At 57.5% G+C, this 14,701-nt stretch carries 12 protein-coding genes; 5 read left to right on the top strand and 7 right to left on the bottom strand.

Annotated elements, in window-relative coordinates; all coding sequences use genetic code 11:
• Positions 1-79: 79 nt before the first annotated feature.
• Complete coding sequence (locus tag EYB53_RS02480) at positions 80-892, top strand: DUF4388 domain-containing protein (protein WP_135476401.1); 813 nt, start codon at positions 80-82, stop codon at positions 890-892.
• A gap of 48 nt (positions 893-940) precedes the next feature.
• A complete protein-coding gene (locus EYB53_RS02475) occupies positions 941-1,474 on the top strand; it encodes a GTP-binding protein (RefSeq protein WP_135476399.1) in 534 nt (177 codons plus the stop codon).
• Between the two features lie 71 nt (positions 1,475-1,545).
• Here the strand turns inward: EYB53_RS02475 and EYB53_RS02470 are convergent, their stop codons facing one another.
• The 7 genes from EYB53_RS02470 to EYB53_RS02440 all read right to left on the bottom strand — a co-directional run bounded on the left by EYB53_RS02470 (position 1,546) and on the right by EYB53_RS02440 (position 10,238).
• A complete protein-coding gene (locus tag EYB53_RS02470) occupies positions 1,546-2,976 on the bottom strand; it encodes a DUF8814 domain-containing protein (protein ID WP_135476397.1) in 1,431 nt (476 codons plus the stop codon).
• 167 nt (positions 2,977-3,143) lie between these two features.
• On the bottom strand, positions 3,144-4,112 hold the full coding sequence (gene mvk / locus EYB53_RS02465; RefSeq protein WP_205712560.1) for a mevalonate kinase: 969 nt from the start codon (positions 4,110-4,112) through the stop codon (positions 3,144-3,146).
• The gene (guaA, locus tag EYB53_RS02460) at positions 4,103-5,647 is read right to left on the bottom strand and encodes a glutamine-hydrolyzing GMP synthase (RefSeq protein ID WP_135476395.1); all 1,545 of its coding nucleotides are present in this window, start codon (positions 5,645-5,647) and stop codon (positions 4,103-4,105) included. The genes mvk and guaA overlap by 10 nt, the downstream gene beginning before the upstream one ends.
• A gap of 37 nt (positions 5,648-5,684) precedes the next feature.
• Complete coding sequence (locus EYB53_RS02455; RefSeq protein ID WP_135476393.1) at positions 5,685-6,074, bottom strand: isoamylase early set domain-containing protein; 390 nt, start codon at positions 6,072-6,074, stop codon at positions 5,685-5,687.
• A gap of 126 nt (positions 6,075-6,200) precedes the next feature.
• Positions 6,201-7,433 carry a DUF5010 domain-containing protein gene (locus EYB53_RS02450; RefSeq protein ID WP_135476391.1) on the bottom strand — a complete coding sequence of 411 codons (1,233 nt, stop codon included), beginning with the start codon at positions 7,431-7,433 and terminating at the stop codon, positions 6,201-6,203.
• The gene (locus EYB53_RS02445; protein WP_135476389.1) at positions 7,430-8,647 is read right to left on the bottom strand and encodes a PSP1 domain-containing protein; all 1,218 of its coding nucleotides are present in this window, start codon (positions 8,645-8,647) and stop codon (positions 7,430-7,432) included. The genes EYB53_RS02450 and EYB53_RS02445 overlap by 4 nt, the downstream gene beginning before the upstream one ends.
• A 55-nt stretch (positions 8,648-8,702) precedes the next feature.
• Positions 8,703-10,238, bottom strand: a complete 1,536-nt coding sequence (locus EYB53_RS02440) for an adenylate/guanylate cyclase domain-containing protein (protein WP_135476387.1) — start codon at positions 10,236-10,238, stop codon at positions 8,703-8,705.
• Positions 10,239-10,466: 228 nt separating this feature from the next.
• On the opposite strand from EYB53_RS02440, the gene EYB53_RS02435 reads away from it, so the two are divergent.
• The 3 genes from EYB53_RS02435 to EYB53_RS02425 are packed head-to-tail and all read left to right on the top strand — an operon-like array spanning position 10,467 to position 14,681.
• A complete protein-coding gene (locus EYB53_RS02435) occupies positions 10,467-13,046 on the top strand; it encodes a hypothetical protein (RefSeq protein WP_135476385.1) in 2,580 nt (859 codons plus the stop codon).
• A gap of 55 nt (positions 13,047-13,101) precedes the next feature.
• Positions 13,102-13,623, top strand: coding sequence for a hypothetical protein (locus EYB53_RS02430; RefSeq protein ID WP_135476382.1), 522 nt, complete (start codon positions 13,102-13,104; stop codon positions 13,621-13,623).
• Positions 13,620-14,681, top strand: coding sequence for a serine hydrolase domain-containing protein (locus EYB53_RS02425; protein ID WP_135476380.1), 1,062 nt, complete (start codon positions 13,620-13,622; stop codon positions 14,679-14,681). The genes EYB53_RS02430 and EYB53_RS02425 overlap by 4 nt, the downstream gene beginning before the upstream one ends.
• The last annotated feature ends 20 nt before the right edge of the window (positions 14,682-14,701 follow it).

Genomic DNA, 14,701 nt, shown 5'->3' with positions numbered 1-14,701 from the left:
ATAGACCCCTTCTGGCTCACCTCGGTCGCCTGTGTCCAGACCTCGTTTGCATCACGTAGCGGCTCCGGAGGGTAGTAGTATGGCACTGGTAGGCAACCTTCGCGATTTTGGCCTCTCTGATTTTCTCTATCTGGTTGATCGTGGCTATAAAACGGGCGGGCTTCATCTTGCCTATCAGCACGAGATGGCCTTGCTCTTTTTTGAACAGGGCAAGTTGCTGCTGGCAGTACGGCGGCCCGAGGATGTGCAGGCGGCCTTGCTGGTGCGCCTGGGTGTGTTGACAGCAGAAGAATTGAACCGCGCTCGTTCAGGGCTTGCGATGAGTGCCGATGGAACCACGCTTACCCAGGTCATCGTAGAAGAACAACTTGTGCCCCGTGAACGCCTGCAACGGGCTTTGCAGGCGTTTACGGAAGAGGCAGTCTATGGGCTGTTTGCGTGGCCTGAGGGTGAGTTTCGCTTTGAACAGAACCAGCGGCCAGCGCACGATACGCCCGTCATTCCTATGCCTATCTCGGTCGATCACCTGATTATGGAAGGTGTACGGCGGATTGATGAATGGGGACGCATTAAAGACCGCATTCCTTCGACCGATATGGTGGCACATTTCCTCGAACAGCCACGAGAGCACCTCAAAGGTGTGAAGCTCTCAACGACCGAGTGGCGGCTTTTGGCACGGATCAATGACCGTGATACACTCGCTGAACTAGCGCAGAAGACAGGCATGAGTGACTTTGAAGTGTGCCGGATAGTCTACGGTTTTTTGACGACCGGTCTGGTCGAGGTGCAACGCAAACCCAGGCCGACAAGCCGGGGTTCTCAACCCGCAGAACCACCCAAAGTCAAGAAGAGTCTGGTCAACCGCATTATTCATCGCATTAAAGATATGTAAAACCCGATGTGCTTCAGCCAGGGCACAGCACCATAGCGGAGGGCTGGCGTGCAGACTGTAAAAATGGTTGTTACCGGGGCCGTGAACGCAGGCAAGACTGAGTTCATCAGGTCAATCAGCGACATCGAAGTGGTCTCGACCGAACGCCGGGCGACTGATGATACCAGGATGATCAAACACGAGACCACGGTCGCGATGGATTTCGGGCGCATTGCGATTGCCGATGATCTGGTGTTGCACCTGTTTGGGACACCAGGGCAAAAGCGTTTTGATTTTATGTGGGAGATTCTGTCGGAGGGGATGCTTGGTCTTGTGATCCTGGTGGATAGTACCCGGCCCGAGACATTTCGTGAGACGAATCGCATTATTGATTTTTTTGTTTCCTTCCGCGAGACACCGTTTGTGATCGCGGCCAACAAACAAGATCGACCCAACGCCTGGGCACCCGATGAACTCCGCCTCGCCCTACGGCAGCCAGCCCATGTCAAGATTTTGCCGTGCGTGGCCTCGGATCGTGCGAGTGTGAAAAATATTTTGCTTGAGTTGCTCTATGTTATTCAAGAAAATAGTGAGGAAGCATAATCCCTCAGCGTAACCGCAACTTTAGTGCGGTTACGCTGAGGGATTATGCTTGAGGGCAGAGAGCTTTAGCGTTACCGCACGGGAACCCAGCGCACCTGATCAAACCAGATGACGCCGCCATCGCTCGCAACGGCCCCAAGCTGCACATAGCCCTGATCACCAGCGGCAAAGGGGAACTGGCCCAGGTGAACCCAGCCAGTCTGCGAGCGTTGGTTGACAACAATTTCGTTGACACCATCGCGGTGCCCGACAATATACGCTGCCGTTGTCGTTGCGGACAGGCGTTGCGGGCAAATCGGGACATGCACAAAGAGGTCGTAGGCGGCCTCGATGGGCAAATTGGGTTGCCACCGCACGACCGTCGCGTTCTCGGGGTTCGAGGTGGTACGTGACCAGTAAGCGTGCAGGTTGGCCCCACAGCGCATAGCGCTCGCACTCAGGAGCGGCGTATTGCTCCAGAAATCGCCATCAAGCTCATCAACGAGATGTTCACTTGCCTCGGGATTGCGGAGGGGACGGCCATTGGCAGGATCCTGACCCATCCAGAGGAAGGTGGCTTCGACTTCGGCCTGATCCCCAACAATGCCGAGATCCTGGATCCATGCGCCATCGCCGACATCAACAGCGGTGGGAAAACGGACATAGCCCTTTTCGGCACGGCCGTTGTTGTAGCCATCATAGTAGGCGGCGTGATCCATTGGCCAGCCCCACTGGAGATCGGGGAAGCCGGTACGCTGAGTCGCCCAGTAGTCATCACGCGTATTGTACGGACCAACATCGTAGACCGGCACGACGGTGCTGCGGCCGCGATAGGTCAGACGTACCTGATACTCATTGCCACCCCGACTCGAGAGCGAACTCCACGAAGGAAGCGAGACAAAGCGGGCATTGGGTGGAATGATATAGCCATTGGCAGTACGGCCACCAACCATGCCCTGACGCGTAGCCCGGACACGCAAAGTCGGGGCAACCGCATAGGGGTCAGCCGGGGTCGCCTCAACTGACGCCGCCCGACTCGTGAGCTCAAGGCGCACATCGCGCACCACAGGCGCACTGAACTGGCTGCCGGTGAGCGTCAGGCGATACTGCGCATACTTGATCGGCTGGCGAAAATCAATGACGTCACGAGAGGCAAGATCCACAACCCAGGGCTGCCAGCGCTGCCCATCGAGACTGCCGCGCACATCAACACGAACGGCAGATCCAGACGGAGTCTGAGCCGCATAGGTGAGTTGCAGACGGGTCGCAGGCTGGACAAAGAAGAGTTGCTCAGACGTGAGGGTACCGTACCGGTCAACGTGGGAAAGAACGGCAGGTGAAGGGAGCAACGTTTCAATGAGGGTGACCGAACCGTCTCCCTGGCTCAGCACGCCATCGAACTGAGCAAGGCCGACGGCGGTCTGGTGCGGCCTGGCACCGGTTGATCCCTGGGCCTGGGTGAGGGTTACGGAACCAAAGAAGACCATGATCAAGAGGGCCCAGACAAAGCGTAACCACAGCATGGGGGTTCGTGTTGATCGCAATAAGACCTCCTGTTCTACGTTCATGGTAGAAATCACGAACAAGGTGACATCGTTTTATTATACCACACGCTGCGAAAAGGTTGGCAGAAGCTGTGCTTAATGATAATTTGACGCAAAGGCGCAGAGATTCAGAATAGGTGTGGGGCTCAGCTTGAGGCCACGGTAGTTGCGATGACACTGGTGGCACCAGCCTGTTGGAGAGCCTGGACAACCGTTGAGCGCTGGTCGGGCGTGACAAGGGCAAACATAACCCCACCCCAACCTGCCCCTGAGAGTTTGGCACCGAGGGCACCGGCCTGGCGTGCAGCCGCAACAAGATGATTCAACTCGGGTGAGGAGACCCCGATTTCTTCAAGGAGCGCCTGATTTTCGTTGAACAGCGCACCAAGTTGCTGCTGGTCACCCTCGGAGAGGGCCGTACGCACCCGATAGACGACCTGTCCAATGGCAGCAAAGAACGCCTCGTAGCGTGGGGGATCAGCCTGCCAGGCTTCGCGCACCGCACCGACAGGCAAGCGGGTCATGCTCCGCACACCCGTATCACCGATCACAAGGTGGAGCGGGGCTTTGATCACCACCGGCTCAATCGTCGCCGTGAAGGCCTGCGCACCAGGGGTAAGGTGGCGCACATACCAGATAGCCTGCTCGTGCGCAACCACCGTATTATCAATGCCACTGGGCGTACCGTGGAACCGACGCTCACTGGCATAGACAAGCTCGGCAATCTGGACCGGGGGGAGTTCCTGGTCAAACCAGGCGGCCAGAGCACGGACGAGCGCCGTACCAATTGCGGCGCCACTACCCATACCGCTGGCGAGCGGAATCTCGGCATGCAACCTGAGCACCAGATCAGCCTGCGTAACACCGAAAGAGGCGAGGACAGCCAAAGCCAGTTCGCTAAGCGGATGCTCAGGCTTGACGTGAGCGTGCCAGGCTTCACCGAGATCAGGGGCCACAAGATAAAACCCAGAACCAGGGGCACCAGCAGAGACCTCAGCATAAGCGCGCAGATCGCCAAGGGGGACAGCAAGCGCGGGTTGACCATAGACAACCGCGTGCTCACCGCAGAGAATCAGCTTGGATGGGGCAGATTGGATCAGCGCGCTTACTCCCATTCAATCGTAGCAGGTGGTTTTGACGAGAGATCATAGACAACCCGATTGACTCCAGGAACCTCATTGACGATACGACTACTAATCGTAGCGAGCAATTCGTGAGGCAAACGCGCCCAATCGGCGGTCATATAATCTTCGGTCGTAATCGCACGCAGGGCAAGCGTATCGGCATAGGTTCGTTCATCACCCATCACCCCGACACTCTGGACAGGCAAGAGCACAGCAAAAGCCTGCTGAGTTGCCCGATAGAGGCCAGCGGCGCGCAACTCGGCCAGAAAGATCGCATCGGCCTGGCGCAGCGTCTCGAGGCGGGCAAAAGAGACCGGCCCGATGACCCGCACCGCAAGGCCAGGACCGGGGAACGGATGGCGCCAGACCCAATCTTCAGGCAAACCGAGTTCGAGGCCAGCCGCACGCACCTCGTCCTTAAAGAGATAGCGCAAAGGCTCGACCAATTTCATCTGCATATCAGCGGGCAAACCACCGACATTATGGTGCGTCTTGATCGTCACGCCCTTGGTACGATCGGGGGCACGCGACTCGATCACATCGGGATAGAGGGTTCCCTGGGCAAGAAACCGCACATCACCGAGGCTACGGGCCTCGCGTTCAAAAATGCGAATAAACTTCTCGCCAATAATTTTGCGTTTGCGTTCAGGATCGGCGACGCCTTCGAGGGCAGCGAGGAACTCCTCGCGGGCATCCACAGCCACAAGGGGCACATGCACATGCTCGCGGAACGTTGCAATGACCTGTTCAGCCTCACCCAGGCGCAAGAGGCCATTATCAACAAAGATACAGATCAGCCGTTCACCGATGGCACGATGAATAAGCAGCGCAGCGACAGCCGAGTCAACCCCACCCGAGAGGGCACAGATCACACGTTCGTCGGGGCCAACCTGCTGACGCACACGCTCAACCGCCTCGGCGACAAACGCGGTGGGGCGCCACGAAGCTTCGGCAGCGCAGATATGAAAGAGGAAATTACCGAGCAACGCCTGGCCGTGGGTGGTATGGACAACCTCGGGATGGAACTGAACCCCATACCAACGACGGGCATCATCACCCATTGCAGCAAAAGGCGTCGCAGGATTCGCCGCAAGCGCACGAAACCCAGGGGGCAGGGCCTCGATCCTATCGCCGTGACTCATCCAGACCGGCTGTTCAGCGGGGAGGCCAGCAAAAAGAGGATGCTCCTCATTGCGCGTAATCATCGCGGGGCCATACTCACGTGCATCGGGGCGCAGCACCACACCACCGAGGGTATGACTCATCAACTGCATGCCATAACAGACCCCAAGAGCAGGCAAGCCCGAGGCAGGCAGCCACGCAGGCAGCGACGGCGCATCAGGCGCATAGACACTGGCGGGGCCACCAGAAAGCACAACCCCGATAGGATTGAGGGCGCGCACCTGCGCTTCGGACGCATCGTGGGGCAACAACTCGCTATAGACCCCCAGCTCGCGGAGGCGTCGGACAATCAACTGGGCTGTCTGCGAACCAAAATCGAGGACAGGGACACTCTGATTTGACATGGTTTTGAGAAAAGAGGCAAAGGCCCCTTCTGGGGCCTTAACCAGATGAAATCAAGCGCAACTGCGGACGCACAAAGGGGAGGACAACGTCATTGGAAGAAGCTTTTTTGTCCTCAGGCTGCGGAGTTAGAAAATCCGGCGTAATCACCACAGAATTATCGCCACCAAAACGATTCGGCACATACGCATCGGCATTCCAGTCGATGTGCCACTCAACCCCATTGACGAGGTAGCGATACTGATACGAACGACCTGCTTCAAGCTCAAGCGTTGCTATCCAGCCATTTTCGGTCAAGCGAAGCGGCGTTGCCTGCTCTTCCCAGCGATTAAAGTCACCAACGACACAGATTGTATCAGCCCAGAGCGAGGCAGGCACCACAAACGTAACCAGCACACCTCCATGACGACCCAGTCGCTTGGTAATCATGCGCTAACTCCTTTGTTGCGCTGCACCAACGTCGCTGTCGGCGCATATCAATGGGATTATAGCATATTCCTGGGGGCTACGCCCCCAGGAATATGCAGCTTACAGGGCTACGCTATACGCATAAGCTCAGCCCCCACGACGCCAGCGGCGCAAAAGATCCATGTAGAAATCGTCAGGGAGCGGTTGTCCATCAAGGCCCTGGTGGCTTGCGCGTGCGATCCCGGTGCTTTCCGGCCATTCGTTCCAGGTTTCAATCAAGAGCAGATCGGTCTCAGGGGGAACAGCCGCAAGACTGGCGCGGAAGAAGGCCCCGTTGCTACGCGGGCCACCGCCAGGCGGCTCTTCACGGGGTTGAGAGCGGGGATCGGTGATGCCAACAATGCGTCGGTTGTCGAAACCGGGACCAACGCTTGTGACCGAGAAATTCCGCAGCGTGGCTGTCTGTGGGCCATGCAACGCCGTGCCCCAATGGTAGCGACCATCAGCGACTAGTTCAAGTGGCTGAAGCCCCTCGCCGGGGGCACGGGCCTCGGGGGTAAACCAGGTCTCTTCGAGGATAAGCCAGGGCTCGACGCCAAAATCGGCGCGAAAAGCCGCTTTCACCGCATGCCAGAGTTCACCTGCACGGTAGAGTTCATCACAACAGAGGGCGGTATAGGTCACAATGATCGGCCGGCCCTGCTCGGTGGCCCACATCTCACGGGGAATGCGCTCGAAAAAGCCTTTGATGTGCAGATCATAGAAGAAGTAGCCGCTACGTGCATCGCTGAGCGGCATACGAGGGATCGTTGGGCCAAAACGATAGCCATCCGCGACAAAATCGTTGTACATGGCCTGCTGAGCCGTGGTATCGAGAAACATACCGATAGCCAGTGGCTCTTCGAGGATGCCATTGGCCTGAACAAGGAGATCGAGACGATCCTGGCGAAACCAGGGATGCGGATGATCACCCCAGCTTACTGGCAAGATAAGATCAAAGCCAACATCAACAAGATCCCGTAGCTCGCCTTCAAACCAATCATAATTGATCGACGAGTAGGCCAGACCATCGCGGGGATCAGGATCGTCAGGTAACGGCGTCAGCCAACCCGGAGGGATCGCCGTCAATTCACTGGCATCACAGGCACGCTCGGGGCAATGGTACCAGTAGAAAAAGAAGGTTCCCATGCGCTCAGGCTGGGTGCGTGGCGTCGGCACTGGAAGCGTGCTTGTCGGCAAGAGCGCCGGCGTAAGCGGGGCAAGGGTTGCTGGCGGCTGAGTTGGCGGCGCTGAGACTGGTTGCTCGGTCGTACGGATACAGGCAGTGAAGCCGAGTGCAGCGACGAGCAACCACAGCAGCAGGGAAACGCGGCGGATCATTGGGTGTCGGGATCAGGTTTCGCACCGCCGCGCCCACTCCGGCGGCGACGGCGACGCGGCGCTGGCGCAGGAGGCGTTTCGGCAGCAGGCTCGGCGGGAGAGGCAGCGCTGGAAGTGGGAGAGGTCGGGGAGGCGGCCCGCCGCGGCGACTTTCTGGGAGGCTCAACAGGCGGCTGGGCCTGATGAGATGGTGGAGCAGCGCGCGGCGCAGGGCGAGCCGCGGGGGTAGTATCACGGAAAGGTGACTCAAAGTCATCTTCGAGCAACTCGAGATCGTCAAGGAGATCGTACTGATCAATCTCATCACGGAGCTTGCGGCGGTCATGGCGTTCAGGGGGACTCGTGCGACGTTGCTGGGCCACCGGAGTAACACCTTCAGTATTACGCGCACGAGCCGTGGCGGCAACCTGGGTTGTGGCAAGCTCAATCTGATCCATGCCATAGGTCTCTTGGATCCCACTACCGACGAGCTGAACAATCAACTGCTGTTTGAGCACCTGCTGAGCAACGACCTCACCGGGGCCATCGGGGGTTTGCACCCACGTCCCTTTGCGGGGCAACTCGGCGCGCATCGCCACATACTGCTCGTGTTCATACGAAAGGCAGCAGAGCAGACGCCCACAGACCCCACTGATCTTCGAAGGATTGAGCGGCAGATCCTGATCTTTTGCCATCTTGATACTGACCCGGGCATAATCAGGCAAGAAAGAGGCACAGCAGAGCACACGGCCACACGGGCCAATCCCACCAAGCAAACGGGCCTCATCGCGAGGACCAATCTGGCGCAACTCGATCCGGCTCTTAAAGGTACGAGCGAGATCGCGCACGAGCAGACGAAAATCAACCCGTTTTTCAGCGGTAAAATAGAAAGTCAGGCGCGACCCATCAAAACTATACTCAGCCTTGACCAGGCTCATCGGCAGGCCGTGTTCACGCACCTTCTCGGCACAGCGTTCAAGCACCTCAGCGTGGCGAGCCTGGAGATCGCGGAAGCGTTCGAGATCAGCGGATTCAGCGCGGCGCACAACTGGCTTGAGTTCACCAACAATCTCAGTCACGGGAACTTCACGACGCTCATAGGCCACCCGTGCCAATTCCAGCCCGCGTACCGTCTCAACAATCACCGGTTCACCAACTTGCAACTCGAACTCTTGCGGATCAAAGTAGTAAACTTTACCACTATCTTTAAAGCGGATTCCTATCACAATTGGCATACAAAGACTACTTATCTAGTCAAAAAAAACAAGATTCCAGATACGCAAGCAGCGATCACTCAGCGCGTTGACTCGTTTCGCGCGGTTTCAGCACTTTGAAGGCCCGAACGCGCTGTTGCTTGCCTTTGAGTTGCAGTTCGCCCATTGCCTGAAGATCGAAGTGATGGCACACCACATCAGCGGTATCCTGACCAATAAAGACCGAGCCAGGTTCGGCGGCACCTTCGAGACGCGAGGCCGTATTGACGGTATCACCAATGGCCGTATATTCAAGGCGATGGCGCGTTCCAAAAAACCCGGTATACGCCATCCCCGTGTTGACCCCGATCCGGATGGCAAAAGTACGCCCCGAGATCGCCCTGCTAACAAGACGGCGCTGGGCGGCCTGCATTTCGAGGGCAGCAGCGACCGCACGGAAGGCATGCTGATCATCCTCGGGTTCATCAGGCAAACGTGGCGCACCAAACACGGCCATGATACCATCTCCGATATATTTGTCTACGGTACCATTGTAACGAAAAATGACATCCGTCATTTCGTGGAGATACTCATTGAGCAGATCCTGCACCTCACGGGGGGAAAGTTGTTCCGCAAGCGAAGTAAAACCCTTGATATCAGCAAAGAGCACCGAGACCTGCTGTTCCTGAGCCTCCCAGAGTTTGCCATGTTGGGCAACATAGCGAGCGAGGGCATGAGCAACATTCGGCGAAAGAAACCGTTCAAGGTTCTGGCGGAGCTGCCCCTGGTGGCGCAACTCTTCGGTGAGACGGGCGCGTTCGATCGCAACGGCGGCAAAATTAGCGATAGCAACGACCAGATCGCGTTCACGTTCACCAAACTGATCACGCCCGGCGGCATCAAGTAAAATGATCCCGATGGCACTTCCCTGGAGCAAGAGAGGCGCACAGATGGCCGAGCGCATATTGGCACTGATAATGCTATCGGCCTCGGCAAAATCGAGCCGGGCATCACGCGTCAAAATCGCCTCGCGGGCATCAATCGCCTTACGGACAATCGTACTGGAAATAGCGACATCACCAGTACCGACAGGCAGCACAACCCTGGGCACCAGTTCATCATCCTTGCGCAGCAAAAGCAGACCGCGTTCAGCCGGAACAACCTGGAGCACCTCCTCCATCACCAAATCAAGCAATTCACGAAAATCGAGCACCTGGTTCAACCTGATCCCGATCATATAAACGGTCTGGAGATCGGCAGGTTCAAGAGGAATTTCGTGGGCTCTAACCGTACGGCCATCCGACGCAAGGGGATAATAACGCTGGTCATCGAGGAAGACACTCTGGACGGCCCGATCTTCAAACTGAAGTTCAAAAGGGCCAATACCAATAATATCGCCATCGGTGAGTTGCTCTTCTTTGACCCGAAGGCGATTGACCGTGACCCCATTGCGGCTATCGAGATCTTTGACCCAGACCTGACGCCCTCGCCACTCGATGCGTGCATGCCTCCGGGAAACGATCGGATGATTCAGGACAATGGCATTATCTAACTGGCGACCAAGCGAGAGTCCGCCGGTGGCAACGGCAAAGGTACGAAGTTCATCATGTAAGGTGACGGTAATGCGCGCCATGCGAGACTCCGGGCTGGCAAACGACGGCAGCCATGGTTGTGCCCCGATCCATCCTGGAGACCTGTGGCATGATGCATCACAGTGTCGGCTGGCACATTGCAACAAACCTGGGTCTATTATAGTCCGCACCGGGGTTGAGGGCAACCATGCGGGGTTGAGGGCAACCATGCGGGGTTCAGAGCAACCATGCTATAATCGCAAGGAGTGAAGGAGGAGGAGAGAGAAGCTATGTCGCGCATTGCGATCCAGAGTGCTCAGTTCAGGCTGGTTCCCGAGAACAAACAGGCCCAGCGTGCGTTGATCAGCGAAGCCATGCCAGCCTCGCCTTTTGGCCCCGAGGCACGCAAAGGACGGCTCTATCTGGTCGTTGAAGCGACTGATCAGAGCAAAGCAAGCCTGGCCGCCTGTGAATTGGTAGCCAGTGTGATCGAGCGCACCTTCTATGGGGACACCTCGTCCAGTATCACGTCAGCCCTACGGTCCGCGATCCGCGCAGCCAACAAGGCGCTCTACGAGCACAATTTCAAGCATGCAAGCGACAAACGAGTGCTGATTGGGCTAACCTGTGCCATCGTCCGTGACACCGATCTCTTTCTTGTTCAGGTACAGCCCGCACAGGCCTATATCCTGAGTGAAGGGCGCATTCGAGCCGTGCCAACCCATGCTGTCTGGGATCCTACCAGCACCAACGCCCTGCCTTTTACCCAGGCGACGGCCCTGGGCGCAAGTCTCTTTGTCGAGCCCGAACTCTACCGTGCAAGCATAGGAACCGGCGGCGGGGCCTTGCTCTGTTCGAGTAATTTTGCCCAACTGCTCAACCGCACCGACGTAGAAACCAGGCTGTGCCAAGATGACACCGCGGTCATGCTGGAACGCCTGGAACAGCTTGCCCACACCCATGACCTCGACAATCCCCATGCCCTGATAATCAGGTTTACCCCAGAAGCGCCGCCTCGCAACCGCCAGGTCGTCCCCAGCAAAAGCGCGACCCGCACGATGCAAGGGGCGCAGATGGCAGGGATGCGTGGATGGCTAGACAAACTGAGGCACACGCTGAGGAGGCGACCCGAACGAAGCAAGCAACAGGGCACGGAGGAGCCCGGGGCTGAACCGATTGATATGATGCAACGGATGCCGGAAGAGCCAACGTACTCAACGGCACCAATCCCTCGCGCAACACCAATCAATCTTGGTGGCGGGATCGGGGATCGTTACGCACGGCTACGCGAGGCACGGGCCGACACCGCACCGCTACGGCTCGAAAACCTGCCCCCTTCAACCTTTCTCGGTGAAGGGACGGTGCCCGTTTCAGGCAACCGTCGCATCGATCTGAGTAGTGAAGAGCCGATCAGCGGGGCCGGACCATACCGCCCCCGCTACGAAGAACGCCCCCTCGTTGACCTGACCTGGGGCGAACGACTTGCCCTACCCTTCCAACGGATGAGCAGTAGCATCAACGGCTATTTCCGTGAACGTCGCGTCCGTCGAACGATGCAACCGCAACGTCCGATCCATCGGGGCCATGGGCTTTCGTACCGGCGCAAAGGGCCTCCTTTTCCATGGGTGCTCTTTCTTGGCCTGTTGCTGATGATCACCATCCTGGTGATCTACGGCATGAATTTGAGCCACCAGAATGACCAGCAGATTGTGCTCGAATACTTCAGGGTCGCCGACGAGCAATTGGCGACCGTGCGGAGTGCCGAGGATGCCAACGAAGCGCTGGTGACGCTGGAGTTTGCCCGTGAAGCGATTGATGAGCTACGGAGCAGTGCGCTGATTACGACGACGAATCCAACGCTCTGGCTCCGCTATCAAGAATTACAACGCGAATACGAACGTGCCCTAGCATCCGTGCAACGCATCACCTTTCTTGATGAACCTGTGGTGATGGCGGTGCATCCCCTTGCCACCGGACGCTTTGCCGATGTGATTGTGCCTCCAGTGATGACCAATGTGACCGATACAAATCTGCTCGAACGCTTGCAGTATATCTATGCCGTTGATATCGACACCCAGAATAGCCGTCTGTACCGTATTCCCCAGGAGGGAGGCCGTGCCGAGCCATTTCTCAGCCCTGGGCAGGGGGTTGGTTCAACGGTCGTCGGGCCAGTGCGGGCAGCGACCTGGCGCATTGACCAGGTCGTCGCGGTTGACGAGGCGACGAGTGGTTTTGGGTACTATTTTCGTACCGGATCAACCTGGAACTACGCCAAACTCGGGGCAAGCGAGATCTGGCGTCTACGCGACCGCTTGCGGGTGCGTGAGTATGGCGGCAATCTCTATGTCTGGGGCGCCGTCGCCAATGAAGTCTTGCGCTTTCGCTCGGGTAGTTATAGTGATGCCCCCGATTACTGGCTTGATGTCAATAGTCTGGCTGAAGTCGATCTGAGTACCGTGGTTGACATGGCTGTTGATGGGAGCATCTATTTACTGCGGGCCGATGGCACTGTGCTCGTCTTTAGTCAGGGTCAATTTGTTGGTGAAGTGAAACCAGAAGCGATCAATCCTCCGTTGACGATCGTGCGCGGCTTTGTTGTGACCGGAACGTCACCTGAAGATGGCTACTTCTTTCTCCTTGACACCCTGAATGAGCGTATTCTCCAGATGGAAAAGGTAAGCGGAACCATTATTCAACAGATCAAGGTTCGGACTGACGGACCTCTTCGCCTCGATGAGTTGAATAATCTGACGGTCACGAACGATGGCATCCGCACGAAGCTCTACCTCGTCAATGCTAACCAGATCATCCAGGCTGAACTGCCGGCAGCGCCACGTTCATTTCGTGAGAATGGCGAAGGGACACCATAAGATGTGGGGCGAACCAAGCGTGCGACACACGCAACCTCGCGTCGTGCCCTGGCCTATGCCGGGACTCTTCCTGGTGCTTGTACTGTTGCTGCTATCCGGCTGTGTCACGGTAGCCGAGCAAGAAGTCGCAGGCGCAGGTGCTTCAAGCCCGCAGGCAGTGGTTGAAAGTTTTATCGAAGATCTGAATACCGCGCTCGCTGAAGAGAACCTGACAGATCCAGAGGTGCGGCGTAGTTGGGCCGAACGGCTGGCGAGCCATTTTGCCCCGAGTGAGCGGGTTGATCAACGCAATGCGATGAGCCAGATGCTGCTCAACTTTGTGACAACCTCGAACCAACCCGTCGTGGGAAGCCGTACCACGCTCACGATCACCTACAGCTATGTCGAGATTTTGAGTCGTGAAGAGGGGCGGGCACTTGTCAACGTTGTTGACGGCACATTCGTCCTGGTCTTTCTTGATGCAGACGGCAACGTGCTACGTGAGCGAACCGGGGGGCTGACAGAAGTACTTGGGCAAACGAGTGGCGGGTTGCCCGTCATCCAGGTTGGCAGTAGCTGGTATATGACCGAGGGGTGAGACAAACGATTGTGATCCAGCAGGCCATTGCAGCACGCATCTTTCCAGGGGCGGTGATCCTGGCAACCCGTGACGGGGCAACGCTGCTCGATCAGGCGTATGGCACAACGATGTACGAAGATGAGGGCACGCGATCAGTTGTGCGTGACGATATCTTTGACATTGCCTCGCTGACCAAAGTAGTGACGGCGACAGCGGCTTTGCGGCTCTATGATCTTGGTGAACTGACTCTCGACCGAGCAATCACATTCTATCTACCAGCGGCACGAGCACAATACGTCACAGTGCGCCATCTGTTGACCCATTGTTCAGGCCTGGATCTGCGCCTCTCGACGCTACGCAACGAAGCGGCAGCCGGCATTCAGGCTGCGATCTATGCCGCCGAACCAGTCAAACCACCAGGGACGCATCTAGCCTATACCAATATCAATAGTCTGTTGCTTGGCAACATTGTCGCAGTCGTTGCGGGCCTCCCTCTTGACCAGGCCGTCCAGAAACTTGTGCTTGACCCTCTGGGAATGCACGCAACCGGCTACTGCCCCTCAGGAGCCTTACGCGAACGCATTGTACCAACAGAATGGGATGATACCTGGCGGCAGGGACTCGTGCATGGCGTGGTTCACGACGAGAGTGCCTATGCACTGGGCGGGGTCGCAGGCCACGCTGGGCTTTTCAGCACCGCCCGCGATCTTGAACGGCTAGTGCGCATGTGGCTGCAGGGTGGTGCATGGGCCGATCAGCAGGTGCTGCGCGAAGCCACGGTTGCGCTAGCCTTACGTGATGCTACTGCCGGGCTCCGAACTGACTCAGGGCAGGCAGTGCAGAGTGGGTTGGGGTGGATGCTGGATCGGGCCAACTTTATGGGGGCTGCGCCCAGAGGAAGCTTTGGGCATACAGGCTTTACCGGGCCGGCCATCATTGGCGTGCCACGGTCTCAACTGGCCCTGGTTGTGTTGAGCAATCGGGTCTACCCGCAGCGCACGCCCCCGCCGTACCGTCATCATGCGGTCACGGCCACGATCCTGGAAGAACTGCTCAGGGAAGTGCTTTTCCAATAAGACGGTTTTTTGACGCAAAG

Origin of the sequence: Candidatus Chloroploca mongolica, from assembly GCF_004762035.2 — a bacterium.
Classification (GTDB): domain Bacteria; phylum Chloroflexota; class Chloroflexia; order Chloroflexales; family Chloroflexaceae; genus Chloroploca; species Chloroploca mongolica.
Note: the sequence above shows the minus strand (reverse complement) of the source record. Positions and strands in the feature narration are given on the sequence as shown.

Bases quoted from the DNA above. Each gene is read 5' to 3' on its own strand.
- EYB53_RS02480 (WP_135476401.1), top strand. From the start codon at position 80: ATGGCACTGGTAGGCAACCTTCGCGATTTTGGCCTCTCTGATTTTCTC.
- EYB53_RS02470 (WP_135476397.1), bottom strand. From the start codon at position 2,976: ATGCTGTGGTTACGCTTTGTCTGGGCCCTCTTGATCATGGTCTTCTTT.
- mvk (WP_205712560.1), bottom strand. From the start codon at position 4,112: ATGGGAGTAAGCGCGCTGATCCAATCTGCCCCATCCAAGCTGATTCTC.
- guaA (WP_135476395.1), bottom strand. From the start codon at position 5,647: ATGTCAAATCAGAGTGTCCCTGTCCTCGATTTTGGTTCGCAGACAGCC.
- EYB53_RS02455 (WP_135476393.1), bottom strand. From the start codon at position 6,074: ATGATTACCAAGCGACTGGGTCGTCATGGAGGTGTGCTGGTTACGTTT.
- EYB53_RS02450 (WP_135476391.1), bottom strand. From the start codon at position 7,433: ATGATCCGCCGCGTTTCCCTGCTGCTGTGGTTGCTCGTCGCTGCACTC.
- EYB53_RS02445 (WP_135476389.1), bottom strand. From the start codon at position 8,647: ATGCCAATTGTGATAGGAATCCGCTTTAAAGATAGTGGTAAAGTTTAC.
- EYB53_RS02440 (WP_135476387.1), bottom strand. From the start codon at position 10,238: ATGGCGCGCATTACCGTCACCTTACATGATGAACTTCGTACCTTTGCC.
- EYB53_RS02435 (WP_135476385.1), top strand. From the start codon at position 10,467: ATGTCGCGCATTGCGATCCAGAGTGCTCAGTTCAGGCTGGTTCCCGAG.
- EYB53_RS02430 (WP_135476382.1), top strand. From the start codon at position 13,102: ATGCCGGGACTCTTCCTGGTGCTTGTACTGTTGCTGCTATCCGGCTGT.